29 protein-coding genes and 1 tRNA gene are annotated in these 24683 nt (G+C 66.9%); 8 read left to right on the top strand and 22 right to left on the bottom strand.

Going from position 1 to position 24683, the window contains the following annotated elements; translation table 11 throughout:
• Positions 1-99 precede the first annotated feature (99 nt).
• Together VGT77_RS08550 and sigJ are read left to right on the top strand one after the other, a co-directional pair.
• The gene (locus tag VGT77_RS08550; RefSeq protein ID WP_327461507.1) at positions 100-516 is read left to right on the top strand and encodes a hypothetical protein; all 417 of its coding nucleotides are present in this window, start codon (positions 100-102) and stop codon (positions 514-516) included.
• Positions 513-1343, top strand: coding sequence for an RNA polymerase sigma factor SigJ (sigJ, locus tag VGT77_RS08545; protein WP_327461505.1), 831 nt, complete (start codon positions 513-515; stop codon positions 1341-1343). Before VGT77_RS08550 ends, sigJ begins: the two co-directional genes overlap by 4 nt.
• Before the next feature lie 45 nt (positions 1344-1388).
• Here sigJ and VGT77_RS08540 read toward each other — a convergent pair.
• A tRNA-Val gene (locus VGT77_RS08540) sits at positions 1389-1463 on the bottom strand.
• A gap of 43 nt (positions 1464-1506) precedes the next feature.
• Positions 1507-1884: a cell cycle two-component system response regulator CpdR gene (gene cpdR / locus VGT77_RS08535; protein WP_327461503.1), complete on the bottom strand. Its 378-nt coding sequence runs from the start codon at positions 1882-1884 to the stop codon at positions 1507-1509.
• 136 nt (positions 1885-2020) lie between these two features.
• Between cpdR and VGT77_RS08530 the strand changes: the two genes are divergently transcribed.
• A complete protein-coding gene (locus tag VGT77_RS08530; protein WP_327461501.1) occupies positions 2021-2875 on the top strand; it encodes an N-formylglutamate amidohydrolase in 855 nt (284 codons plus the stop codon).
• A 200-nt stretch (positions 2876-3075) separates the two neighbouring features.
• On the opposite strand, the gene VGT77_RS08525 is transcribed toward VGT77_RS08530, so the two are convergent.
• Both VGT77_RS08525 and VGT77_RS08520 read right to left on the bottom strand, forming a co-directional pair.
• On the bottom strand, positions 3076-3645 hold the full coding sequence (locus tag VGT77_RS08525) for a cytochrome b (protein WP_327461499.1): 570 nt from the start codon (positions 3643-3645) through the stop codon (positions 3076-3078).
• On the bottom strand, positions 3642-4415 hold the full coding sequence (locus VGT77_RS08520; protein WP_327461497.1) for a SapC family protein: 774 nt from the start codon (positions 4413-4415) through the stop codon (positions 3642-3644). The genes VGT77_RS08525 and VGT77_RS08520 overlap by 4 nt, the downstream gene beginning before the upstream one ends.
• Between VGT77_RS08520 and VGT77_RS08515 the strand changes: the two genes are divergently transcribed.
• The 3 genes from VGT77_RS08515 (at position 4414) to VGT77_RS08505 (ending at position 6463) form a co-directional block, all read left to right on the top strand.
• Complete coding sequence (locus tag VGT77_RS08515; RefSeq protein ID WP_327461495.1) at positions 4414-4590, top strand: hypothetical protein; 177 nt, start codon at positions 4414-4416, stop codon at positions 4588-4590. The genes VGT77_RS08520 and VGT77_RS08515 overlap by 2 nt on opposite strands.
• Positions 4587-4997 carry a hypothetical protein gene (locus VGT77_RS08510; RefSeq protein ID WP_327461493.1) on the top strand — a complete coding sequence of 137 codons (411 nt, stop codon included), beginning with the start codon at positions 4587-4589 and terminating at the stop codon, positions 4995-4997. The genes VGT77_RS08515 and VGT77_RS08510 overlap by 4 nt, the downstream gene beginning before the upstream one ends.
• Before the next feature lie 86 nt (positions 4998-5083).
• Complete coding sequence (locus VGT77_RS08505; RefSeq protein WP_327461491.1) at positions 5084-6463, top strand: DEAD/DEAH box helicase; 1380 nt, start codon at positions 5084-5086, stop codon at positions 6461-6463.
• On the opposite strand, the gene VGT77_RS08500 is transcribed toward VGT77_RS08505, so the two are convergent.
• Entirely contained in the window at positions 6460-6882 is a 423-nt protein-coding gene (locus VGT77_RS08500) for an Lrp/AsnC family transcriptional regulator (protein ID WP_327461489.1), read from the bottom strand. The genes VGT77_RS08505 and VGT77_RS08500 overlap by 4 nt on opposite strands.
• A gap of 102 nt (positions 6883-6984) precedes the next feature.
• Between VGT77_RS08500 and VGT77_RS08495 the strand changes: the two genes are divergently transcribed.
• Complete coding sequence (locus VGT77_RS08495; protein WP_327461487.1) at positions 6985-7551, top strand: cysteine hydrolase family protein; 567 nt, start codon at positions 6985-6987, stop codon at positions 7549-7551.
• Positions 7552-7638: 87 nt separating this feature from the next.
• Here the strand turns inward: VGT77_RS08495 and VGT77_RS08490 are convergent, their stop codons facing one another.
• From VGT77_RS08490 to tgt, 3 genes are all read right to left on the bottom strand, one after another.
• Positions 7639-8544, bottom strand: coding sequence for a sulfotransferase domain-containing protein (locus VGT77_RS08490; protein WP_327461485.1), 906 nt, complete (start codon positions 8542-8544; stop codon positions 7639-7641).
• A gap of 98 nt (positions 8545-8642) precedes the next feature.
• Positions 8643-9236, bottom strand: a complete 594-nt coding sequence (locus VGT77_RS08485) for a PilZ domain-containing protein (RefSeq protein WP_327461483.1) — start codon at positions 9234-9236, stop codon at positions 8643-8645.
• Between the two features lie 33 nt (positions 9237-9269).
• A complete protein-coding gene (gene tgt / locus VGT77_RS08480) occupies positions 9270-10418 on the bottom strand; it encodes a tRNA guanosine(34) transglycosylase Tgt (RefSeq protein WP_327461481.1) in 1149 nt (382 codons plus the stop codon).
• Positions 10419-10489: 71 nt separating this feature from the next.
• Here tgt and VGT77_RS08475 point away from each other — a divergent pair, with 71 nt between their 5' ends.
• Complete coding sequence (locus VGT77_RS08475) at positions 10490-12049, top strand: MFS transporter (protein WP_327461479.1); 1560 nt, start codon at positions 10490-10492, stop codon at positions 12047-12049.
• A gap of 3 nt (positions 12050-12052) precedes the next feature.
• On the opposite strand, the gene VGT77_RS08470 is transcribed toward VGT77_RS08475, so the two are convergent.
• The 14 genes from VGT77_RS08470 to VGT77_RS08405 all read right to left on the bottom strand — a co-directional run bounded on the left by VGT77_RS08470 (position 12053) and on the right by VGT77_RS08405 (position 24638).
• Positions 12053-12583, bottom strand: coding sequence for a superoxide dismutase family protein (locus tag VGT77_RS08470; RefSeq protein WP_327461477.1), 531 nt, complete (start codon positions 12581-12583; stop codon positions 12053-12055).
• A gap of 131 nt (positions 12584-12714) precedes the next feature.
• Positions 12715-13851, bottom strand: coding sequence for an OmpA family protein (locus VGT77_RS08465; protein WP_327461475.1), 1137 nt, complete (start codon positions 13849-13851; stop codon positions 12715-12717).
• Positions 13852-14001: 150 nt separating this feature from the next.
• Positions 14002-14499 (bottom strand): DUF2793 domain-containing protein, encoded by a 498-nt coding sequence (locus VGT77_RS08460; protein WP_327461473.1) that lies wholly within the window; start codon positions 14497-14499, stop codon positions 14002-14004.
• An 11-nt stretch (positions 14500-14510) separates the two neighbouring features.
• On the bottom strand, positions 14511-16652 hold the full coding sequence (locus VGT77_RS08455) for a phage tail protein (RefSeq protein WP_327461471.1): 2142 nt from the start codon (positions 16650-16652) through the stop codon (positions 14511-14513).
• On the bottom strand, positions 16634-17008 hold the full coding sequence (locus tag VGT77_RS08450) for a peptidoglycan endopeptidase (protein WP_327461469.1): 375 nt from the start codon (positions 17006-17008) through the stop codon (positions 16634-16636). Before VGT77_RS08450 ends, VGT77_RS08455 begins: the two co-directional genes overlap by 19 nt.
• The gene (locus tag VGT77_RS08445; protein ID WP_327461467.1) at positions 17005-17817 is read right to left on the bottom strand and encodes a DUF2163 domain-containing protein; all 813 of its coding nucleotides are present in this window, start codon (positions 17815-17817) and stop codon (positions 17005-17007) included. The genes VGT77_RS08450 and VGT77_RS08445 overlap by 4 nt, the downstream gene beginning before the upstream one ends.
• Positions 17814-20030: a DUF2460 domain-containing protein gene (locus VGT77_RS08440; RefSeq protein ID WP_327461465.1), complete on the bottom strand. Its 2217-nt coding sequence runs from the start codon at positions 20028-20030 to the stop codon at positions 17814-17816. Before VGT77_RS08440 ends, VGT77_RS08445 begins: the two co-directional genes overlap by 4 nt.
• Before the next feature lie 165 nt (positions 20031-20195).
• Positions 20196-20726, bottom strand: a complete 531-nt coding sequence (locus tag VGT77_RS08435; RefSeq protein WP_327461463.1) for a tail tape measure protein — start codon at positions 20724-20726, stop codon at positions 20196-20198.
• Positions 20719-20994 (bottom strand): phage tail assembly chaperone, encoded by a 276-nt coding sequence (locus tag VGT77_RS08430; protein ID WP_414713370.1) that lies wholly within the window; start codon positions 20992-20994, stop codon positions 20719-20721. Before VGT77_RS08430 ends, VGT77_RS08435 begins: the two co-directional genes overlap by 8 nt.
• 1 nt (position 20995) lies before the next feature.
• Entirely contained in the window at positions 20996-21289 is a 294-nt protein-coding gene (locus VGT77_RS08425; RefSeq protein WP_327461584.1) for a gene transfer agent family protein, read from the bottom strand.
• Between the two features lie 167 nt (positions 21290-21456).
• Positions 21457-21864 carry a phage tail protein gene (locus VGT77_RS08420; protein WP_327461461.1) on the bottom strand — a complete coding sequence of 136 codons (408 nt, stop codon included), beginning with the start codon at positions 21862-21864 and terminating at the stop codon, positions 21457-21459.
• A 2-nt stretch (positions 21865-21866) separates the two neighbouring features.
• Positions 21867-22250 carry a DUF3168 domain-containing protein gene (locus tag VGT77_RS08415; protein ID WP_327461459.1) on the bottom strand — a complete coding sequence of 128 codons (384 nt, stop codon included), beginning with the start codon at positions 22248-22250 and terminating at the stop codon, positions 21867-21869.
• A gap of 175 nt (positions 22251-22425) precedes the next feature.
• A complete protein-coding gene (locus VGT77_RS08410; protein ID WP_327461583.1) occupies positions 22426-22959 on the bottom strand; it encodes a head-tail connector protein in 534 nt (177 codons plus the stop codon).
• 98 nt (positions 22960-23057) lie between these two features.
• On the bottom strand, positions 23058-24638 hold the full coding sequence (locus VGT77_RS08405) for a hypothetical protein (protein WP_327461457.1): 1581 nt from the start codon (positions 24636-24638) through the stop codon (positions 23058-23060).
• Positions 24639-24683: the final 45 nt, after the last annotated feature.

The raw sequence follows: 24683 nt of genomic DNA, 5'->3' as shown, positions 1-24683 counted from the left end.
CCCATTTCTGGCAGCAGGTTGCGCGAGAGGGGGAGCAAGCGCAACTTGCCCTGTCACAGATTGGAGTGTCACGCCGTCTAAGGGGGGATGGAGGGTGCGATGAACAAGATCATGCGCTCAGCCGCGGTGCTGGCGGCGTTGCTCGGAGCGGCAATGGCGGCGAATGGCTTGGCGATGCTCGGCGATCCGCAGGCCTGGTATGCGCGCGTACCGGGCGTGACCGCGACCGGCGCCTACAACCAGCATTTCATTCGCGACATCGGCCTTGCCTATCTGCTGACCGGCCTTGGTTTCATTGCGGGGGCCGTGCGGCCGGCGCAGCGCACCTGGCTATGGTTCGCCTCGAGCCTGTGGCTGGCGGGCCATGCGCTGTTCCATCTGTGGGAAGTGGCGGTAAGCATTTGCGGCCCGGACGCGATCGGCCGGGACTTTACGGGCGTGACCCTGCCTGCGCTGATCGGGCTGGCTCTGGCCTGCCTTGCGTGGAGGACCGGCCCGGCCGAGGCGGCGCGATGAGCGATCCCTTCACTCAGGTCGAACCGCGCCTGCGGGCGCTCGCCTATCGCATGCTCGGTTCGCATGCCGATGCGGCCGATGCGGTGCAGGACACGGCGACCAAATGGCTGGGCGCAGACCGAGCTGCGATCCTGAACCCCGAAGCCTGGCTGGTCAGGACCTGCACCCGCGCCTCGATCGACCTGCTCCGCCGCCGCAAGCGCGAGGCCTATGTCGGGCCGTGGCTGCCAGAGCCCAGCACCGAGGAACCGACCGAAGCTCCGGCGCTCGCCGAGTCGGTACGGCTTGCTTTCCTCCTGATGCTGGAGCGGCTGTCACCCGCCGAACGTGCCGCCCTTCTCCTCCACGACGTGTTCGACGAAGATTATGCCGACATCGCCGCCGTGCTCGGCTCCAGCGAAGCGGCGGCGCGCCAGCATGTCTCGCGTGCCCGGCGCCGGATCGCGGAGGATCGCCAGCGCTTCGTCGTGGCGCCTCATGCGGAGCGCGCGCTGATGGAGCGCTTTCAGGCGCTCACCGCTGCCGGCGATCTGGCCGGGCTGACGGCGCTGTTCGCGCCCGATGCGCAGTTGGTGAGCGACGGCGGCGGCAAGCGGATCGCAGCGCGGAACATCATCACCGGCGCCGATCGTATCGCCCGCTTCTTCCTGGGCGTTGCCGTCAAGCGCCCGCTGGCCTGGCGTCAGACCGTGCTGAACGGTGCGCTGGGCTGGATCGCGACTGAAGGCGACGATGTCATGGGCGCGCTCGGCTTCGCCACCGACGGCGAGCGCATCACCGGCATTTTCCTCCAGCGGAACCCGGACAAGCTGGCCCGCGTGCACTGAACAAGCAAAAGCCCCAGAAAACCTAAGTTTTCCGGGGCTTTAGAATGGTGGGCGCGGCAAGGATTGAACTTGCGACCCCTGCGATGTCAACACAGTGCTCTACCACTGAGCTACGCGCCCAAGAGGTGCGGCCTCTAGCGAAGGCCTATGCCACGCGCAAGCGTCAGTTGAGGCCGCTCGCACTGCCGATGTCGAACAGCCGGTCGACTTCCAGCACCAGGTCGCGCAGGTGGAAGGGCTTGGACAGAACCTTGGCCTGAGGGACTGCCTTGCCGGCCTTGAGCGTGACCGCCGCAAAGCCGGTGATGAACATGACCCGCATGTCGGGCGCGATGGCGCCGGCGCGCTGGGCGAGCTCGATGCCGTCCATTTCCGGCATCACGATATCGGTCAACAGCAGGTCGAACCGCTCCTGCTCCAGCAGCGGCAGCGCAGCCGTGCCGCGATCCACTGACGTCACGGAATAGCCGGCCCGCTCGAGCGCGCGCTCCAGATACTGGCGCATCGCGTTATCGTCTTCGGCCAGCAGGATACGGATCATCGACAGCCTCATCGCGCCGCTTCCAAACGCATGAGAAGCGGACCGCGACGCGAGTTATGCGCGTAGAGATTAATTTTTTCTAGGCCGCGCGCCAAAGCGTTGCCGCAGGGCGGTGCGAAGCCTAGCAAAGCTGTGGATGACAGGCGCATCACCCGCGTTCGAGCTGATCGAAGCCGCGGCCGCAGGGCCAGTGGTGCTGTCCGTGCCCCATGCCGGGCGCGAATATTCGGCCGAACACCGTGCGCTGGTCCGCCCTCCCGTCGAGCGGCTGCTGGCGCTCGAGGACCGGCTGGTCGACGAACTGGTGCGGGGCCTGCCCGACACGCCCACGCTGATTGCCACTGCCCCGCGCGCCTGGATCGACCTCAACCGGCACGAAGCGGAGTTGGACCCGGGCCTTGTCGAGGGCGCGGTCGCGTCGCGGCTGATGTTGACCGCAAAGGTGCGAAGCGGTCTGGGGCTGGTGCCACGGCGCTTGGCCAATGTTGGCGAGATTTGGCGTGGGCGATTGCCGCTGTCGGACGTGGAGACGCGACTCGCCGCGGTCCACCGGCCCTATCACGCAGCGCTCAGATCGCTGCTGCGGACCAGCCTCGATGCGCACGGCACCGCCATCCTGCTCGACATTCACTCTATGCCGCCACTTACCGCGAAAGAGGGACAGGCCGCGCAACTGGTGATCGGCACGCGGTTCGGTCAAAGCGCCGCCAGTTGGGTTGCTTCAGCGATCGGCGCAACCTGCGATCGGCTCGGGCTCGCCTGGCAGGAAAACACACCCTATGCCGGCGGCCATATCGTCGAGCGGCATGGCAGCCCGCAGCATGGCATCCATGCCGTGCAGCTGGAGTTCGATCGCTCGCTCTATCTCGACGATCAACTGCGCGCCTGCGACCCGGCCCGGCTCGTCCGCACGCGGCGTCTGCTCGCAGAGATTGTCGGCGATCTCAGACATGCCGCCCTCGATCAGGCGCTGCCGCTTGCCGCTGAATGAAAGAAGCCGCCCCGTGCAGATGCACGGAGCGGCCAAGGTTCAGGGAGGAACACGCCCGAAGGCGTGATCGACGCGGGGAGAAAGGGGGGAAACTCCCGGGCGTCGAAACATAAATTAATGAGCGGTCGAAAAGTTTCAACCTGCTCGTCCCGAAAACGGCACGGCTGGCAAAGAAATGCTTTTTCCTGGAATGGTTTGGCTCAGACGCCCCGTCGCGGCCACATGCGCCAGAGAAAGCCGGGCGCGTCGGCGAAATGGTGCTTCAGCGCCGCTCCGACATGCAGCACCAGCAGCGCGATCAATGCATAGCCCAGGATTTCGTGGCTCTCATGCGCGAAGTCGCCGATGCCCTTGTTTCCCTGCACCGGCAGATAGGGCAGGTCGAACATGCCATACCAATGGAACGGCCGGCGCTGCCCGGCGGCGGAGATCATCAACCAGCCGGTGAGCGGGATCGCGATCATCAGCAAATAGAAGAGGCCGTGCACCGCGCGGGCGCCGACCGCTTCCCAAGGTCGGATTGTGTCGGGGAAAGGCGGAGGGCGATGCGCGAGCCGCCAGGCGCCGCGCAGCAGGCTCAGCACCAAAATGGTAAAGCCCGTCGCCTTGTGCAGCGCCATCGCGCTTGCCCGCGCCGGGCCTTCCCAATCCTCGGTGGCAAACGCGCCGATCAGATTGGCGATGATCAGCAGCGCGATGACCCAGTGGAAAGCTATGGCGCCGCCCGAATAACGGGAGCGCGTGGCACCCGGTTCGGGCGGCCGGCTCACGCGGCCACCCCGATCGGCGGCACCTTGCCCTGCTGCGCCTGCCGACCATAGATTTCGCGCATCAGGTCGAGCGAGAAGATATGGGCCATGATCAGCGTGATCATGCCGTTCTGCGTCATCTTGCGCAGCTGGTCGCCACGCAATTCGCGAAGCTTCTCTTCATTGACCATCTTGAAGCCGCGATAGATGTGCGGCTGCTCCGCGCCTTCGGGCTGGATGGTGACCTCGCCGTCCATCAGCAGGGCCAGGTCCATCAGTTCCTTGACGAAGGCGCCGGTCCGCTGGGCCGACTGCTCGAAATGCTCGCAGAACTGGAGGATGTCCTTGGTGCCCTGGCTGGGCTGGCCATTTTCGAAGAACTTGATGAAGTCGCCATCGGGGCCGACCGCGTCGGACGTCGGGTCGAAGCATAGCGATAGCTCGTTGGCGTCTTGGCCGAGTTGCGCGAGCATGAACGGATAGCGGCGAATATAGGCTGGCACATAGAGCCGCTCGGCGAACTTTCCATCTTCGCCAAGGAAGACGTTCACGCCCTCGTTCAGCCCCATCAGCGCCAGCGGCACGGGATTTTCGGCATCGGCGAAGATGATCGGGAAGTGGCGCTGCACCTGCACGAACTCATCGACCGTGACCGGCACCGCATGCTGGCTTTTCAGGAAGTGCGCGCCTTCCAGCGTCTTAGTGCCCCAGTCCCCATGCTGGGTAGAAGAAAGTGGAACCAGGTCGCGATAGAGGATGGGTAGGCCGGTGGCCTGGGGCGCGGTCGCCATGAACAACTCCGAAGAAAAACATGGGGCCAAAACAGCCCCGGACAGAGCGGCGGTCTATGAGGCGGCGGCTCCGGACGCAAGGCTCGAAGGTCTCTGCGCGCCGATGATAGGTAAAACATTCATCTGGCGTTCAATCTTCGCGCTTCATCCGCAATCGATGGGGTGCCTGCGGTGACAGTCGGAATGATTGTCGCGCTGCTGCTGGCTGGCGGCGCGCAAGAGGCTCCCATGCTGCTTGCTCAGCTGACCATCCGCCAGCAGGTGATCATCCGCGTGCCGGCGCGGCCCCAGCCCGTGCAGCCAATGCGATGGAAGGAAAAGGGCGGCCCCAAATGCATCCCCGCCGCCGGCCTCGCCGGAGCGCAGATCTCACGCGAGGGCGTCGACCTGCTGCTGAAAGGCGGCGCGCGGATTCGGGCCAAGCTGCAGCGCTGCCCGCCGCTCGACTATTATTCAGGCTTCTACATCAGGCCGGGCATTGACGGACGTGTCTGCCAGGACCGGGACACGATCCGCGTCCGCTCCGGCGGCAGTTGCGAAATCGACGTGTTCAAAAGTCTGGTGCCGGTGCGCAAGAAATAGCCTTTTCCTTGACTTCGGAGCCCGGTTCCAGCAAGCGCGCGACGGGCTGAAGCGGCCTTTTGCCGCCCCATTTTCTCGGATTTTAGATGAGCTTTGCCGATCTCGGCCTTTCCGATGAGCTTTTAAAGGCCGTCAGCGACTCCGGATATGATGATCCGACGCCGATCCAGCGCCAGGCGATCCCGCCGGTGCTGATGGGCAGGGACCTGATCGGCATCGCCCAGACAGGCACCGGCAAGACGGCGAGCTTCGTGCTGCCGATGATCGACATCCTTGCGCATGGCCGCAGCCGCGCCCGCATGCCGCGCTCGCTGATCCTCGAGCCGACACGCGAACTCGCCGCTCAGGTCTCCGAGAATTTCGACAAATACGGCAAATATCACAAGCTCTCGATGGCGCTGCTGATCGGCGGCGTGTCGATGGGCGACCAGGTCAAGGCGCTGGAAAAGGGCGTCGATGTGCTGATCGCGACGCCCGGCAGGCTGATGGACCTGTTCGGCCGCGGCAACATTCTGCTGACCGGCTGCGAATTGCTCGTGATCGACGAGGCCGACCGCATGCTCGACATGGGCTTCATTCCGGACATCGAGGAGATCTGCACCAAGCTGCCGAAGAAGCGGCAGACCCTGCTCTTCTCCGCGACGATGCCGGCGCCGATCAAGAAGCTGGCCGACAAATTCCTGACCGATCCGAAATCGGTCGAAGTGGCGCGGCCCGCCAGCGCCAACATCAACATCGAGCAGAAGCTGGTCGAAACCTCGTCCCGCAACAAGCGCGACACGCTGCAGGAGTTGCTGCACGCGGACGATGTCGCCACCGCCATCGTCTTTTCCAACCGCAAGACAACCGTTCGCGAACTCGCCACCAGCCTGAAGCGCGCGCGGTTCGCAGTCGGCGAAATCCATGGCGACATGGAGCAGGCGGATCGCCTCAAGCAGCTCGACCGCTTCAAGTCCGGCGAGATCAACATTCTCGTCGCCTCCGACGTCGCAGCGCGCGGACTCGACATCAAGGGCGTCAGCCACGTCTTCAACTATGACGTGCCCTGGCACCCGGACGATTATGTCCACCGCATCGGCCGCACCGGACGCGCAGGCGCCACTGGCAAGGCGTTCACACTGGTCACGCCCGAGGACGCCGAGGCGGTCAGCAATATCGAGAAGCTGACCGGCCAGAAGATCGAGCGGGTCGGAAGCAAACCCCGGATCGCAGCCCCGGACGCGGAGGAAGCCGAAGCCCCCGCCGCCAAACGGCCACCGCGCAGACGTGCGGGCAAGCCTCGTGAGGAAGAAGCGACAGCCGCACCTTCCGTCGAACGCGCCGAACGCTCCGCCCCGGCCGAACGGCCCCGGCGTGACGATCGTCCTCGTCGTGGCCAACAGCAAGCCGAGGCGGTCGACTCCGGTGACGAAGGCTGGAACGGGCCGATCCCGGCCTTTCTCGAATTCGGGTTCGCCTCCAGCTAACCCAGATGGCGTTCGAGCACGATCGCCGTGCCGACGCTTGCCACTCCAGGCACCGCTGCAATGGTGGAGCGTGCCTGCTCGACGGCTGAGACCGTGTCGCAGTCGACCCGCAGGATCAGGTCGACCGGACCGGTCAGCGAGTGGATGACGCTGACGAAGGGCACCTGCTTCAACTTCGGCACCACTTCCGCGCACCTCTTCCCTGGCACCAGGGTCAGCGACAAATAGGCAGACTGCCGCGCCCCGTTTCCCGAGCCCTCGACGGTGGTGAAGCCGGCGATGGCTCCGGTTGCCTGCAGCTTAGCGAGACGATCCTGAGTGGCGCTGCGCGACAGGCCCAGATCTCGCGCCAGGGCCACGATCGAGCGGCGCCCGTCTCGCCGCAACAGCGTCAACAGCAATCGGTCCTTGTCGTCCATGCATCCCCGCCCACCGGCATTATGCCGGCCGTTCCGGCATCATGCCCAGTGAAACCGGCCAAGGAAATGGCGATCGGCGCTTCACCACGAAGGAGGAAGACGATGATCGACCTGAATAATGCCGTGCTGCTGCCGATCGACATGCAGATGGGCTTCGATGATCCCGGCAACCCGCCGCGCTGGAACCCCGACGTGGATGCGAATGGCCTGGCGCTTCTTGCTGCCTGGCGGGCTGCGCGCCGGCCGATCATCCATGTGCGCCACGATTCGGTGCAGCCTGGCTCCACCTTCCGCGTCGGTCAGCCCGGCAATCGCCACCGGCCGGGCTTTGTGCCGCAAGGGGACGAACCGCTTGTGACCAAGAGCGTCAACTCGGCCTTCATCGGCACAGACCTCGACCTGCGCCTTCGCCGGCTTGGCGCCAAGCACGTCGTCGTGTTTGGCCTGGTCACCGACATGTGCGTGTCGACCACCATCCGCATGGGCGCGAACATGGGCTGGGACATGATCCTTGTGCCGGACGCCTGCGACTGCTTCGCCCTGCCGGATGGACGAGGCGGCACCATCCCTGCCGAACAGATCCACGCCGCCCACGTGGCCACGCTCGCGCACGAATTCTGCCGGGTGATGGGCGTGGCCGAGCTAACCGATTGGCGAAAGGCGGCCTAACGTATCAGCCCGTCACTCCCGCGAAAGCGGGAACCCAGTTCTTCTTCTACTGGGTTCCCGCCTGCGCGGGAATGACGAAGGTGATGTTCAGGCCCGTCCCCCATTTGCCAACCAGTCGGCGCACTCCGCACCCAGCTGCTGCGCCGCCAGTTCCTCATAACGCCGGCAATCCTCCGGCGTCAGCACCTCACGCCACTGACCGTTCGCGCCCTTGTTGATGAATGTGCCTGGACCGCCTTCCCAAGGCGCACCGCCCAGCGGCACCACCTTCTCGGCATTTCGCTTCATATAGTCGAAGCTGCAATGCTCCAGGATCACCGGCCAGGTCTCTTCCGCCACCTCGATCTCCAGGAACGAAGCGACGTCGCGGATCATCCGCTCCGGCTCGCGCTTCAGGTCGGCGAAGTGAACCAGCATCATGTTCGGCAAGTGGCGATACTCCCACCAGGTCCGGATATTCTCCCAGAAGGACCAGAGCGGCGCGCCGTCATTCTCCATCCACTCGAGGAAAAAGGCACGCACATCGACGGGAAGCTTGGGCATGGGCGGTCCGACCCGGCCCGGCGTGTCGTTCAGCAGGGCAAGGAACTCGTCCTTGCACTTGGTGAAATGGTTGTGGGCGCTCCACGCGACATCGCGCCCGTCGCGGGCGATGTAGAGATATTTCGCCTTGGGGCTGAAGACCAACGCATCGAGCGGCAAATGCGTCTTGATGAAACGCCGGTGCGTCTGCGCCTCGAGCATGGCCGTGATCTCGGCGCGCGGCAGGATGCGCATATCGAGCCAGGGAGAAATGGTGGAAACGTCGATGCCTTCGGAGCCGCCGAAGATTAGCTGCGAAACGATCTGCTGCGTCCAGGTCGTGCCGGACTTGGCATAGGTGCCGATGACGATGTCATCGTCGCGGAAGCAGAAATCGTTCCACACGGTCGAATCCATGTGGTGATTGTGCAGTTCGCGGGTCTTTTGCGGCCAGCTCGTCCGTTGCAGCATAAGGCATCTCCGTCGGTGCGCCGCGCCAATGGGCGCGTGCTTCGGAGAGCGCATCTATGCTGCGACTAAGGCTCCAGCTGTGACGACGGGCACGCTGTTCAGCAGCGACCGTTCGCACCTTCGGCGGAAAGCTCGCGGTGCAGCTTGCGAAGCAATTGCTCGGCCTCGTCCAGCTGCTGCAGTACCACTGCATAGCGGGTCAGCACATAGCTGTCGTTCGCCAGTGCCTCGCCGACGCGCTCAACCAGCCGCTGTGCAAAGCCGATCTCGTCCACCAGCTTTTTGCCGACCGCCGCGGCGCCGACCAGCGCTTCCGTCTCCTGATAGGCGGGCACGGCCCGATTCTCGCGCAGCGCCCGCTGGATTGCATCGACACGTGCCTGATGCACGGGCGTCGCCTCACTCGGCTTGGGCCGCTTGATCAGCTTGTCGACTTTTACGTGCGCGGAAAAGGACAGCCCGCAGCGGTTCCCGGCCGTCCAGACGACCGTCGAGGCGATTTTCTGATCGTCTCGGTGCAACACGACGCTCTCGCCCGGCAGCGGCAGCAATCGCCCGTCGACCATTGCACCCGACGCCGAGAGATTGCGCACGAACACGGGGTGCCGTTCGCCGTCGAACTCCAGCATCGCGGCGAGCATCGTGTTGGTCCGCGCTGCGTTGCGCGCTTCGGTGATCGCTTCGGCGGCCAAGGTTATCCCCGCATGTTCTGCTTTGCGGGCCTCTTACGCCGAAGATGATTGCGATTTCGTTTGCACGTAGCGCGCGTGAAATCCGTTCGCGAAGGCAGCCAGCCGCCGCTCGTTGATGGCCGCCCTCAGCGTCTCCATCAGCTGCTGGTAGAAACTCAGATTATGCTCGGTCATCAGCATAGCGCCGAGTATCTCGCCGGCGCGGACGAGGTGGTGGAGATAGGCCCGGCTCCACCTTGCGCAAACGGGGCAGCCGCACGCCGGGTCGATCGGCTCCTGGTCCTCGGCAAAGCGGGCGTTGCGGATGTTGATCGGGCCGTCCCAGGTGAAGGCCTGGCCAGTCCGCCCGCTCCGGGTCGGCAGCACGCAATCGAACATGTCGATGCCGCGCTCCACCGCGCCGACGATATCATCCGGCTTGCCGACGCCCATCAGATAGCGAGGGCGGTCAGCAGGCAGCTGGCCCGGCGCATAGTCGAGCACGCCGAACATCGCCTCCTGCCCTTCGCCGACCGCCAGCCCGCCGACCGCATAGCCGTCGAAGCCGATCTCGATCAGCGCCTCGGCCGATTGCCGCCGCAGCTCCGGATCGAGGGCGCCCTGCTGAATGCCGAACTGCGCCGCCGCCGCCGCATGCGCACCGTCGCCGAGAAAAGCGTCGCGCGAACGGCGCGCCCAACGCATCGACCGCTCCATCGCCGCCGCTTGCACGTCACGGCTGGAGGTGGTCGGCACCAGCTCGTCGAACGCCATGACGATGTCGGACCCAAGCAGCCGCTGGATCTCCGTCGACCGCTCCGGCGTGATCATGTGCCGCGCGCCATCCAGGTGCGACTTGAAAGCCACACCGTCTTCCGACCTCTTCGTGAGTTCCGAAAGGCTCATCACCTGATAGCCGCCGCTGTCGGTCAGGATCGGCCGCTCCCAGCACATAAAGCGGTGCAGCCCGCCCAGCCTGGCGACGCGCTCGGCGCCCGGCCGCAGCATCAGATGATAGGTGTTGCCCAGGATGATGTCGGCGCCCGCCGCGCGCACATCGGCCGGCTTCATCGCCTTGACTGTGGCGGCGGTGCCGACCGGCATGAAAGCGGGCGTCCGGATCTCGCCGCGCTGCATGCTGATCGTGCCCGTCCGGGCGGCGCCATCGGTGGCGGATATGCTGAACTTGAAACGGTCGCTCATCGGCAAAAGCCTTTGGCAGCGCGTGCTTTGCTCTGCTAGCCCTTGCCGATCACCGCACAAGGACGCGCTGCTTGGCCGAAACCGATACGACCGCCGACGCCCAACCGGGCGGACGCTATGCCTGGTACGTGCTGACCATCCTGGTCGTCGTCTATGTGCTGAACTTCATCGATCGGCAGATCATCTCGATCCTGGCCAACGACATCAAGCGCGACCTTGGCCTAACCGATGCCGATCTCGGCTTCCTCTACGGCACGGCGTTCGGCGTCTTCTATTCGCTGTTCGGCATCCCGCTCGGCAAGCTCGCCGATAACTGGCATCGCGTTCGGCTGCTGACGATCGGCCTCGGCCTTTGGTCGGCGATGACTGCCCTGTCCGGTTTCGCAAAGACCGGCGGCGCCCTGGCGGCCGCTCGGGTCGGCGTCGGCATCGGCGAAGCAACCGCCAGCCCCTCGGCCTATTCGCTGATCTCCGACTGGTTTCCGAAGAAGCAGCGCGCCACCGCACTCGCCGTTTATTCCTCCGGCCTGTATCTGGGTGGTGGCCTGTCGCTGCTGATCGGCGGCGCCATCGTCGAGCGCTGGAATCATGCTTTCCCCGGCGGCGGACCGATGGGTCTGGTCGGATGGCAAGCTGCCTTCCTGGCCGTGGGCATCCCCGGCCTTCTCGTGGCCTTGTGGGTCGCGACCTTGCGCGAGCCGATCCGCGGCCAGGCAGACGGCATTGTCACCCCGTCCAGTCCTCGGCCGTTCCGCAGCTTTTTCGACGAGCTTCTGACCGTCATCCCGCCGCTGACGCTGATTGGCGCGATCCGCCGTGGCCCAACTGGCCTCGCCATCAACCTCGCCGCCGCCGCCCTGATCGCCGTGGCTGCCTATGCGCTGATCGCCGCAACGGGCACAGTCGCGCAGTGGATCGCCGTCGGCGTCGGCGTCTATGCCGTCTTCTCCTGGGCTTCGGGTCTGCGCACGCGCGATCCGGCGACGTTCAGCCTGATCTGGGGCACCCCCGCCTTTCTCTGCACGACCCTGGGCTATGGCCTGATCGCATTCCAGAGCTATGCGGTGAGTTTCTGGGCAGCGCCCTATGCGGAAGCGGCCTTCGAGATCGCCAAGAGCGAGGCCGGCTTCTGGGTGGGCGGGCCTGGTGCCCTCGCCGGCTTTCTCGGCGTGATCGCTGGGGGACGGCTCGCCGACTATGCCCGGCAGCGCAATCCGGCAGGGCGCATTCTGGTCGTCGGCGGATCGCCGCTGCTCGCGGCACCTTTCGTCGTAATTGGCTTTACCACGGACAGCGCGCCGCTCTTTTATGCCGCCCATTTCGTCGCCGCACTCTTCACCAGCGCAGCGTTGGGGGGCGCCGCCGCCACCACCCAAGATCTCGTGCTGCCGCGCATGCGGGGCGTCGCCACCGCCACCTTCTTTTTGGCGACGACCTTGGTGGGCCTGTCCCTCGGACCCTATATGGCCGGCTATGTGTCGACGCTGACCGGCGACCGCTCGATCGGCATCCTGTCGATTCTCGCCGTGGCACCGATCTCGCTTGTCCTGCTGATCGCTGCCTATCGTCAGTTGCCGAACGCGGAAGCGTCGGTGGTAGAGCGCGCCCGCGCGGCCGGCGAGCCTATCTAGACTTTAGGGACGCGAGATCACGCCGCAGGCAATACGGCCGCCGCTATTGCCGCTGGGATCGGTGCGGTAATCGTCGCCGGCGGCATGCACCACCAAGGCTGCGCCGTCCGCGTCGAACAGGGACGCGAGGCTCGCCTCCGGAACCGTGAAGTGCAGCGTGCCGCGCCCGTCCGCCCCTGCCGTCACGTTCGGCAGGTCGCCATGATGCGCCCCTTGGGGATTATCGCGGCCATGCTGCCGACCCGCCGGGTTCCAATGCGGCCCCGCCGAGGCAAAATCAGGCGCGTCGCAGCGGCCGGTCGTGTGAATGTGAATGCCGTGCGTCCCCGGCGGTAAGCCCTGCAGCTCGGCGTGTACTTCCAGGCCGCCGCTCCGCTCGCTCAGCCGGGCAGTGCCCTTTGGCGCCCCATCCGCGCTCACCAGCGTTACTCGTGCTCCTGAGGCTGTGGACGAGGCGGTGCCCGCCCTTTCGCTGCTGGGCATGCACGCGGCAGCCGTCAACAGCGCGCCTACAGTTAACAGGGTGCGATACATTCAGGCCTCCCGATCGTTCCGGGCCTGACGCCTAACCAAGCGTCCGGGTTCCCGCCAGGGGAACAACGCGCACAAAAAAGGGGCCGGTCGTTTCCGACCGGCCCCGATTCTTCAGACCTGTAAAGTCAGGCTTACATGCCCGAACCCGGACCGTAGGTGATTTCCACACGGCGGTTCTGCAGTTCGCGGACGCCGTCCGCGGTCTGCACGCGCAGGTTGGTTTCGCCGAAGGCCTGGGTCGTGATCACGCCCTCACCGATGCCGCGACCGGCCAGGTAGGACTTGACCGCATCCGCACGGCGCTGGGACAGGCCGAGGTTATAGCGCGGCGTACCCGAAGTGTCGGTGTAGCCGGCCAGCATGACCTGGGCGTTGCCGCAGCTCTGGTAAGCCGAGACGGCATTGTCGAGGATCGACGCCGCTTCCGGCGTGATGTCCGACTTATCCCATTCGAAGAACACGATATACGGTCCCGGCGTGCACACCACGGCCGGCGGCGGAGGCGGCGGCGGAGGTGGCGGCGGGGGTGGAGGCGGCGGCGGGGGCGGCGGCGGCGGAGCCGGCGGCGCACCGAAGTTGAAGATCACGCTGCCGAGCAGGCTGTGCGACCGGAAGCGAGCTTCGATATTGTCGCCGTTCAGACCAACGAGCCGCAAGCGCGAAGCGTTGAAGAAGCGATATTTCAGCCCCACATCGATATTGTCGGTAAGCGGAGCGCGAACACCAGCAATAGCCTGCCACGCGAAACGGGTGTCGGAGTCATCGACATAGCCGCGACCGCTCGCCGCGAGGCGGTAGTCGCTGAACTTCACGCGAGCAACACCTGCACCACCACCGATATAGCCGGAGATTGCAGTCTCATCGCCGAAATCGAGCAAGCCGTTCAGCATGAAGCTCAGCGCGGAGGTCGAGCCGCCCGGCCCGCGAACCAAAGTCGCCGGAGCCAGAGAACCGTTGACGCCAACTGGAGTGGACAGCCCACTCTCGAAATCTTCCAGAACGGCCCGCTTATAGGCCACTTCCGCCTCGAGGCGGAACACGCCGAAGTCGTAGCCGACGAGACCGCCGACGTCATAACCATAGTCATGGCCGATTGTCGCAATACCGGTCGAGCCCGTTGCGCCCGTTCCACGAGCGATGTCGAACTCAATGTCCTCGACGATCATCGCCCCGCCTTCGAGGCCGATGTACCACGAATCGTCTCGCGCCAACGCGGGCGAAGCGATCGCCGTGGAGGCCAGCGCCATCGCAATGGCAAGCTTCCGCATAGAAATCCCCTTTCTTAGGTGTCACTCGGACAGCGGAAACTCACTACGGGCTGCATTGTTTCGGTGCAAGCCCGCAATTCCCCAAACTGTTGCAGAAGCGCCACACATCGCACGGATTTCTGCGGATCGGTTCGCCACGGCAACAGCGGCTCAGCTGGCGATCAGTCCATGTTCGGCAAGGCGCGCGATGATCAGGCTGATGGCCGCTCTCGCCTCGGCGTCGACCGTTCCACCGCCGCTTGGGGGCGTAACGGAGCCAAGCCGCGGGCCGACCACGGGCACATCGCCTATCACCAGCCGCTCGCCTCGGACGTCGCCTGCCACCCATCCACCCGCAGTCCGCTCCGCCCAGATCTGATCGGCAGTCAGCCACACGCGCATACCTTGGCCCGCAGGCAGAAAGCGCCACCCGCCTTCTGTCCAGCAGGCAAGCGCATGCGGCTGCCCCGCCCAGGCGCCGGTCGGAACGGCCCCTGCAATCCAGCACTGACCTGCCGTCGGTGCGGCCGGCGGAGTATTCAGCCCCATCGCCTCCGCCGATGCGTGCAGCGCCGCATCGATCAACGTCAGCGCCTCATTATGGGTCAGCTCTTTCTGTGCTTGCCCTGCGGATAGCAGCGGCAAAGGATGTCGCGCGGTGTTGGGCATTATCCAGTCCTTCAAGGCTCGATGATAAGAACCGCCGGCCGCGACAGCGCGCCGCTACCGACTTGGCTGACCTCCAGCCGGACCTCGCCAAGAGCGAGGTCGTCGGCGGCGATGAGGGCGCCATAGCCGAACGATGGTTGCCCGAGCTCATGCACGCGCGAGCTGCCATCGGCTCGCAGGACGCGGAGACGATAGCGCTCCTCCACCTCCCCAAGCGGTGCGTCCATCCCATCGATCCAAGCCCAGCCGATCCGGCTCGACCGGACCCAGTGCACATCGAAGCCGCCATCGCTTCTGCGCGCCGCGGTGAAATGAGCCGGCGGCGGCGGACGCAATGCTTCGCCCACAGCCAATGTGACCGCCTCAACAGGCGCAGCATCGCCGACGCCGGAAGCGAGCATCCTGACTTCACCGCCCGCCTGGCTCTGCGGCGGGTCATAGGCGAGCAACGCGTCGGGCTCGATCAGCACGAAACGCTCGCCGGCCGCATGGGCCATAACAGCGCTCCCTCGCCGTCCGCGCACCAGCTCCGACAGCCGCCAGCTTCCTCCGCCAAGAGGCTCTGCGCGACCGAATTGCAGCAACTCCCCGCCGCAACACGCCAGGTTCGCACCGCCAAGCAACCGCGCCTCATCGGCATCTTCCAACATCATGTCATCGTGAAGCAGCTGCACCTCTAGGCTGTTGATCCGGTCGAAAAGCTCGGCCGAGCCAGATGCGAGGCCTGTCGTCAGCACGCCCATGATCGCCGGCGCGGCTGTCGTGCCGACACGCTCCCAACTTTCACCGGCATCAAGGCTGACCATCAGCTGCGCCCGCCGCCAACCAGGCGATGCTCCCGCCGCAGCCACGTACAGGCGGGGAGCTGCTGGCGCTGTTTCCTCCAGATTGGGCAGGTCGAGCAGGTGGAGCACCGTGGCCCCATGCACCTGGTCCGGCGCGTCCACGCTGCGTCCCGGCTCGGCCGGCAGGGCGGCAAGACTCGCGCTCCGCACTCGCCTCAGCTCCAACTGGACACCGTCGCGCAAGACGGCGCGCTCGCCGACCCGCCACCAATCTGCGGTGCCGGGCAGGCGCACCAGGCGTCCGGGCGCAAGCTCCAGCCGCTTCCAGCCGCACCTGATCTTTCTACGCCCCTGCTCCCGCGCGCGGCGCGCCAGCGCCTCCTCGGCCAGCTTCCGCGCCGCCACGGCATTGATCGCCGCAGGGAGCTCGACCCGTTCGGTGGCCGTGCCGCCCGGCCGCCGCGCGACCTGCACACCCGCCTGATAATCTCGCGCCGGTTCATAATAAGTCAGCGACAGCGCGCCGGGCACCTGCCCCGCCCCCGGCAGCGCCTCGCTCCCGTCTTCGCCCAGCCCGGCGGCCGCGATCTCCGTAACCGCATCGCAGTCGCTCGCCAGGCGAAGGGTCATGGCACCATCGGTCAACTCCACCGGCAGTGCCGGTCGAAGCGTCTCCACCAAGCTGGCGACACTGTCGCCCATGGCCGCAAAGCCACCCAGTTCCGCGCCGCCGCTTCCGGCCACCAGCCCGCCGCTCAGTTCCTCCAGCAGCGGCGCGATCGCCACCGGCCCCGGATCCGCTTCCACTTCGAACGTCAGCGAGGGGATGCGATTGCCGAAACTCTCCAGCGCCATATGCTCGAACACGGCATAGGCGCAGCCGCGATAAGCCGGCGCTTCCTCAGCTTCTACGGAGGCGATGAACGGGTCGGGCGCCTGTTCTTCACTACCCAGATGCAGCCGGAATCCGGTTTCACTCTTCCAGTCCCCCGCACTGCCGCGGAGCAGATTGCCGTCTGCCCAGATGCGGCCCACCGACCGGATCGGCCTCCCCGACAACAACACAGCGAAAGAGGCGCTGTAACTATACGTCGTCGTGGACGGCCGCCCCTTGCCCCCGCTCTTCTTCGACCGGTGCTCGATCAGGTCGGTCGACCAGATCACGGTACCGGCCACCCGCATGGTCCCGAAAAGCTTCGGGATCGCCGCGCCATAGCTGGAGGTCTGCACCTTCAGGTCCTGCAGTCTCGGCCCCTTGCGGCTGCCGGCGAGCAAGCGTCCGTCGATCGCCTGCCCGATCAGCGCGCCGACTGCACCGCCGACGGGCCCCAGCAGCGACCCCGCCGCGGTCAGGACAAGCGTCGCCATATTCCCAGCACCTCCCAAGCCGGCGGCCCCGGCCGCTCGACAACACGGCGCAAGCCTGCATCGGCATGCACCATTCCATTGCGCGTCCTGATCCCCAGATGAAGCTGACCCGGCCCGGGCCGCATCGCCACCACGTCACCCGGTGCCAGGTCCCCGACCCGTACCCAGCCCGCGCCTTTCAGCGCCGCGCCGACCTGCTCCAGCTTCCCACCGCGGAGCGCATACCCACTTGGCGCACGAACTTCCGCAGCCAGCGCCACCACGCCGATACAATCCAGGCCGCTCGCCGGATCGCGCCCGTGGAGCCTGAAGCGACTGCCGACCAGCGCCAGCGCCGCCGCCTCGACCGCGTTCACGCGCCCGGATAGCGTGTCAGCAGGTCCATGCCCGGCAGATGCGGCTCACCCCGAAAGTTCGGCGCATTGCCGAACCGCTGCCGGCACGTCTCGAACCTCTTGTCGCACCCTTCAATCACCTCAACCCGAGCGCCCGCAACAGCCGCGAACACCGGCGGCTCCGCCAGGATCAGCTGACTGCCACTGCTCGTCAGTATGGCGCTGCTCAGCCCCGCATTGGCGCCGTCCAGCCAGCGCAGCCGCCCGCCGCCCCAGCCATTCTCCACGGGCTCGATCTGATCTAGCTCGACCGAATCCCCCTCCGCACCGACAATGGTCGCCAAGCGTCGCCGTCCGGCCATGTCGACCCGGCACCGTCGATCACCCAGCTCCGCTCGGCACAATGGCGAGGTTTCCTCCGTCACCGGCCGCGCCAGCGCCGCCCCCGGTCCCTTCAGCGCAACCGTGAACCGCCCGCGCTCGATCGACACCGGGCCAAGCTCGCCCCGCAGCAACTGCACCCATTGCGACGGATCGCTCCAGTCCACGGCCAGCAAGCGCACGGCAGCTCCGTTCCACCGCCCGCTCCGCAGATCCCGTTCACTGATCCCGCTCCCCGTCAGCGCCCCCGCGACATCGAGCGAGTCCGCCTCCAGCACCTCGCCTTCGTCAATCGCCGAAGGCGCGACACCGGGCGAAGCCCGGTACCGGAACCCGTCGACGATCAGATCCCGATCATGCCCGGTAAACCCTAGCGCCACCCCATCCCGCCGCTCAATTCGCCAACACAGGGAAAAGCTCGTCAGGGGCAGATCGAGAAAGCCGCTCACTCCCGCACCTCCACCAGCGGCACGCTGACCGCCTCGCCGGCCAGGAAGGTCGCGCGGTTGATCGACAGCCGGTCTTCGGCGAAGCGCACCGGCACGTCGAAGCGGTAGCCGGCGGCAACCTCGACGCCTTCGCCCGGCGCTTCGTCAAGGATCACCACGCCGCTCGCACCCAACGTCCAGGCACTCGTCTCGGCCCCATCCACCGCCACGCGTACGCTTCCCGCCACCGGCCGGGTGATCCGCCGCGCCACGCCTTCATAGTCCTTCACGAGAGGAAAGGTCGTACGCACCCCGTCGCCAGCCCCGAGCAGCTGATCCAGAGGTCCGGGCAGACCCGCCAGTCCGTTCGAACTATCGTCCAGCGGATCGCGGAAGCGAAAAGCCTGGGCCGGCCCGCGCCGCGCCCGGAAAAAGGCGAGCAGCGCGCCCAGATCGGCTTCCGACCGCACGCCCGGGCCGGCGTCAAAGTGCAGTCGCGCCTCGGCCCATTCGGCGTTGCGCTGTTCCGCCCCGCCGGCGCCGGCTGCGATGGCGGTGGAGGTCTCCGCCTCCACGCTCGCCTCGCGGCCGATCTCCAGCGGGAACGCCACATCGGCGAAAGCCTCCACGTCATCCTCCTCGTCGAACCAGGTAAAGCCGTCGCGGATCACCTGCGGCAGCGCCCAGACAAAGCGTTCCGCGACACCGCGCTCCTCCGCTGCAGCAATGGCGCCGCCAATCGGCGCCCATTGCGCCCGATCCTCCGGCCGCAGCACGAAGCCGCTCAGATAATGCTGCCTGTCCGGAGCATAGCCGAGCCGCGCCGTCACCGTTGCGGCACCACGTGCGCTCGCACCGGTGTCGCCGGCCGTCACCCATTCATAATCTTCGAGCTGCAGCACATCGAAGGCAGGCGAGGCCCAGTCGATCGGCACCAGCGCCTCTTCCCGCCCGCGCACGGTCGGCAGATAGACCAGCAGCAGCGTCTCGGCATCGGCATGAGCCGCCTTGACCGCCCCGCTTAGCGCCGCCGTCGACTCCGCCAGCATCGCCCCCGCCTGCGCATCGCTGGGCACTCCGCCCGCGGCAGCCAAAGCCGCCACATCGTGCACGCACAAACTTCCGCCCGCCGCCACCCACCACCAGGGCTCACCGACCTGGAACCGCACCCGCAGCCCGGCCGCATCGGCGATCCCCGCAAAGGCCAGGGCCACCGCCTGCAGATAGGCCATGGCCGTGCCGTTCGCCGGCGACAGCAAGGTCGAAGGAGGTACCCATCCGGTCAGCGCCGGGCTGCCGTCCGCCGCCCGCTGCTTCCAGTCCTCAGGACAATGTTCGTCGAACAGTTCATAGCTCAGCGACAGGATCAGCTCATAGCCAAGCGCCTTGGCCCGCGCCGCGAAGTCCGCGTGCCAGGCCGCGCAAGGCGCATTCAGCGCCCCTCCGGTCAGCGTCACCTCCCCGCTGCTCAGGCGGAAATAGTGGCTCATCCCGAGATAGTGGTTGATCAGCCCGCGATAGCCGAGCCCGGCCATGTTCCGCAGCAGCCGCTCGGGCGTGACGTTATACGCATCGTCATAGCCGGTCGCGATCCGCAGCGCGTGCGCCGGCACCAGCACGTCGCCGATCGCCAGCACCGATCCGGAGCCCTCGCAGGCAATCTCGGACAGCTCCGTCCAACCCTCGACAGGCGCGGCCAGATCGCCGCCCGCTTCGTCATATCCGGGCGGCACCAGCGAGATGAACATCCGGTCGACATCGCCCGCCCACACCAGCTCCCCGGGCAGCGCAAACCCGCTCTCCAGCCCAGCAAAGTCCAGCGTCACCACCGCATCGTCCGAAGCGCCAACGGCATAGTTCCACAGCCGCACATACCAGCTGCGTGCCACGCCCGCTTCGTCGCGCCCTTCGATGGTCAGCGTCGGCCCATGCAGCGCATCGAGCGGCACCACACCCGCGGAACGCCACCGGAACCGCAAGGTGCAGCGCCGGAAATCGCGGTCTGTCTCATAAGCCAGCAGCGGATGATCGTAGCGGTCCTCCGACCACCAGATCAGCCCGGCCAAGTCGCTCTTGCGGTAGAAGACGGCATCGGCCCGCAAGCTGTGCGGCCCTGTAGTCACGACCGAAGCCATCATCGGCCGCGGAAAATCCACCGTCCAGAACCGCGCATCGAACCGTTTCAAGAACGCGCCCTCCTGGCACGTCCGCGACGCAGCCAGCCAATACCCCATGTTGAACTCCTCGATGTTCGCGCGGAGGCCCGGAGGCGCAGAGAGCCCGCGCCCGCGACGAAGTCGCAGTCGATCCCTTACGCTCGGCGGAAGAGGCGCTGCACCTCCGGCAAAGCGCCGGTCTCTCCGCGTCTCCGCGCCTCCGCGCGAGACAACCTTCTTCTTCTACGAGGACATCGCCCGCCGCACGGCGCGCGCGACTTGCCGGCTCGATCGCTCCAGCGCCCGCGGCGCCTCGCGCCCTGCCGGTGCATTGAGATTCACCGTCACCCGCACCTCGCGCCCGGCCGCAGCGACGGGTGCCGCCACCTGCCCCGCGCTGGTCGGTACGAAGACTTCCGGCCCCCGCTCGCCCACAACATAGGCGCGTCCGGGCGAGACCGGCCCGCCCGTCGCCCGGCCCGGCAAGCCGCCGATCACCCCGCCAATCTCCGACAAAATCGAGCCGACGCCCGCCTTGACGGCGCTCGCGGCGATCTGGCTCAGCACGCTCAGCGCAACCCGCCCCAGATCCTCGAAGCCCAGCTTGCCGGTCCTGAGCGCCCGCGCCAGCACCGTCTCCAGCGCTCTCCCGGCCCGCTCCGCCGCGTCGCCGAACGGCCCGTCCAGCTCCGCCCGCATCGCCGCCACGTCGCGGGCAAAGCCCTGCGTGTCCGCGCGCACGGCCACCACCATGCGCTCCAGTTCGTCATCCATCGGGAAACAGCTCCTTCAGCCGCGCCAGCTCATCCGCCCCCGCTACCGCCTCGCGCTCCGGCCGCATCGCTCCGAACACCGCCGCCAGCTCCGCCGGCGTCGCGCTCCAGAACTCACCCGGCCGCCATCCGAGCAGCGCCCCTGCCAGACCCGACAGCCGCAGCGCGGATGAACAAAAATCCCCGTTCGCTTCGATCGAAGTCGAGAAGCAGCCATCCCCAGGCGACCGTGTCTCGGCTTCGCTCGACACGAACGGCGCATGTGTCATGTCACCGCCCCTGCAGCACCTGCCGCAGCAGCACGCGGAGCGCCGGCGTCGCAGCAACCATCCCGCCGTCGGCGAGCCCATCGGAAAACGCCTCGCGCGTCAGCCCCGCCGGCCGCTCGCCCAGGCAATGCCAGAACAGCCCGGCCATCTCGGACAACTTCAGCCCGCCCGCCGCCGCCCGCTCCACCAGCGCGAACAAGGGTCCAAGCTCCTCCTCCGCCGCCACCAGCGCCGAGAAAGACGGCCGCAGCACCAGCACCAAACCGCAAACCCGCAGCGCCGCTTCCCCGCGCACCGGGTTGGCGGGAGGATTTCCGTTCGTATCGAGCGAAGCCTGTCCTGAGCCCTGTCGAAGGGTCGAGATACGCTTCTCGACTTCAGCCGAAGGCTGAAGTTCATCCTGAGCGACGCCAGCAGGCGGCGTCGAAGGGCTCGAAGCGAACGGAGAAGTGGCCGCAGCACTCATACCGCCACCACTTCGCCCGAGCTTTCCAGGCTCAGCGTGTAGCTCCGCTCGCCATTGAAATCCCCGGCATAGTCCAACCGGGACACGAGAAACTTGCCCCGCATCCGCTCTCCGCTCTCGAAGCTCAGCTCATAGTCGTCGAGCACGCCCGACAACGCATTGCCTTTCAGCCGCGTCTCCGCCGCCGACCCGGTGAACACGCCCGCCCCGGACACCGACACGCTCCGCACGCCCGCGCCGGACAGCAGCTCGCGCCACCCGCCCGATCCCTTGTGCGTCACCACCACCGCTTCGCCGTTCACGCTCAGCTGCGTCGTGCGCAGCCCCGCCACCGTCGCATAGACGGGCGGCGCCGCCCCGTTTCCCACCTTCAGCAGAAAGGCGGAGCCTCGTTCGATTCCCATCTTCAGGCCTCCATTGCTCTGATCCGAAACTCGACGGTGCCGACCCACTCGCCGCCGGCGCCCCGCAGCGTCTTCGCCCGCTGCAGGATCACGCTGCCGACCGACCATCCGCCGATCGACCGCGGCAGCGCCTCCAGCGCCCGCGCCACTTCCCCCTGCAGCGAGACCGTCCGCGCCCAGCTTTCGCCTGCATCCTGCACCCGCACGGACACGCGCACCTCACGGCCCTCGGCACCCTTGGCGCCCCAATCGGCGCTCAGCATCTCGCCGAGCACCAGGTACGGCACGCTCGCTCGGGCGGGCCGCTCCAGGAACACGCCATTGGTCCCCGGCACCGCTGCCAACGCCTCCAGCATTGCCTCCTGCAGCGCAACTTCAAAGCTCATGGGCTCGCCTCCCTCATCATTCCCGCGAAAGCGGGAACCCAGTCTGTTCTTGGTTCGCGCGGAGGCGCAGAGACGCGGGGAGTTCGCGCGGGCGACAGCTTTGGAAGCAGATCACAAGAGCGCTGAACGCAAAGACGCTCTCGAACCTCCGCGTCTCCGCGCCTCCGCGCGAGCCCTAAACTTCCATCCTCCGCCACGGCCGCCACAGGGCGGCGACCGCTGCCGGCGGCGCGCCTTCCCGCGCGTCGTCGCGGTGCGCGTAAAGGTGCGTCGCCAACCGCACCGCGCCCTGGCGCAGCGCTTCCGGCAGCGCGTCCCACCCGCTCGCCAGGCCGGCCTGGTAGGTCACCCGCACCCGCCCGGCCGCACCTGGGGCGGTCACCCGCACCCAGCCTTCTCCGTCCGCATCGATGTCGATCGCATAAGAGCCCACGGGCAGCGCAAAGGCTGAACCCTCCGCCGGCAGCCCCTCGACGGCGGTGATCGCCCGCACCGGCCCGACTCCCAGCCGCTTCCACGCAGCCGAACAGGGCAGCACCTCGACCGCTTCGCGCGCGATCCCGATCCGCCGCGTGAACGCCTCGCACAGCAGCAAGGTGGTCGCCGCCAGTTCCTCGATCAGCTCGTCCTCGGCGGCCAGCGCCACCCGCGCATAGCTTTTCACCGCCTCCCGTGCCGCGGCCAGATCGGCCTCGGCAAATCCCGCCATCGTCAACACGCGCGCCTCCCTCCGCAGCGCCGCCGGCGCCGCGTCCCCGTCTTGTTCGAAGTTCGATGTTCGCCGGCGAAGGCCGGGGCCCAGATGGCTCAGACAGTCCGCTCGTAAGCCCCCGCCGCACCGGTGCCGTCGTTCCGCCGAGGCACCCCCGCCAAGTCGTAACGCAGCACCGCCCGCCCGGCCGGCACCCGGCCATAAGCCGCGTTGCTGGCCCCGGTCAGCGCATAGCTGCCAACGCCGGCACCGCCCGTCCCAGCCTTGTTGTCGGCAAAGGTCACTTTCGCCTCGCCGGCGACGACGACGCTGCCAGATTCGACATACTCACCTGTCCAGTTGCCGTTTGTGCCGGTCCCGCTTTCGTTGGCCGCAGAGGCAAGCGCGCCCTGTGCGTCGCCCGTGACCGTCACCACGCCGACATTCCCGACGCCATAGCGATAGCGCCAGCTGCCGGTCCGCCCCGTGTTCGTCACCGTGCCGACGGGGCTCCCGGTGAACGTATCGCCCTTGGTGTTCCGCTGATGCAGGAGATCGAACATCTCCGTCATCGTCTTCTGCACGCTCGCCGACGCGGTCACGTCTGCATAGCAGGCGTTCTGGCGGCCGATGTTCGACCCTGCGACGCCGACGCCCGGAATCGTGTTGTGCATCGACAGGAAGTTGGTGATCGCCGCCAGCTGCCCGTCATTGCCGATGCCGAACGCGGGGGAGCTGGAGAAGCCTGAAGTCTCGAACACGTTCTGCACGCGGGCGAAGTTCACCAGCGCCCGATCCTGCGCCAGCAGGTTCGCCGTGCCCTGCTTGAGGAAGCGATTGTTCGCCACGATCGAGCCGGTGTGCGCAAAGGCATTGCTGTGGCTGGCCGGGAACTCGCCGACCGCCAGGCCCTCGAACGTGTTGCCGACGCAGGTATAGGGCGCGCACTTGCCGCTGACGGTGAAGTTGCCCGTATTGCCGAGGATCAGCGCCGCCGCCGTGCGGTTGGTGCTGAAGGTGTTGAACGGCGTTACGGCCACGTTGGTGAAGGTGCAGTTGCGCCAGTAGACCAGGCCGATCGCATAGACGAGCGGCGTGCTCGGCGTCGCCGTATAGGTGATGCTGGCGCCGTCGAAGGCGATCCGCCGCACGTTCGGGCTGGAGTTGGTGAACCCGACGTTGCCGGTGGTGCTGACGATGATCGGGCAGCGCACGCGGAACAGGTCGGCCGTCGAGACCGCGCCGCTCGGTGTCGCGCGCACCTGCCCCGTCGCCAGGGGATCGACCCGCACATCGGTCCAGCACTTGCCCGCCGCAATCGTATTGGTGGCGCCGATCGCGTGATCGAACGCGCCGCCCGCGCCATCGTCCATCAGGTAGATGGTCGAGCCGCTATGGTCGGCATGGCCCTTCGTCGTGCCATTGGCAGTCGCAATAGCGCTGAGCGCCGCCTGCACCGTCGCATAGGGATTGGCGCGGTCGCCGACTGCCGGCGTGCCGCCCGCGCCCGCCTTCACCCAGGCGGTCAATCCGCCATAGCTGCCCGTCTTGTCGCACAGGAAGCGGAGGGGTGTCGCGCCATAGGGCACATCGACGGCGCTGCCGGCAGTGACCGTCCCCTGCGCGCCCTTGGCCGCGTCGCTCGTGTCGAGCACGGCCGAGGCGTCGCCGATCCACGGATAGACGATCGCCTTCACCTGGGCGAGATCGCCCTGCGCGATGTTGGTCAGGTCGATCGTCGC

The organism is Sphingomonas sp., assembly GCF_035944535.1.
Taxonomy (GTDB): domain Bacteria; phylum Pseudomonadota; class Alphaproteobacteria; order Sphingomonadales; family Sphingomonadaceae; genus Sphingomonas_B.
The sequence above is the reverse complement of the archived record's forward strand: the minus strand, read 5'-3'. Positions and strand labels throughout refer to the sequence as shown.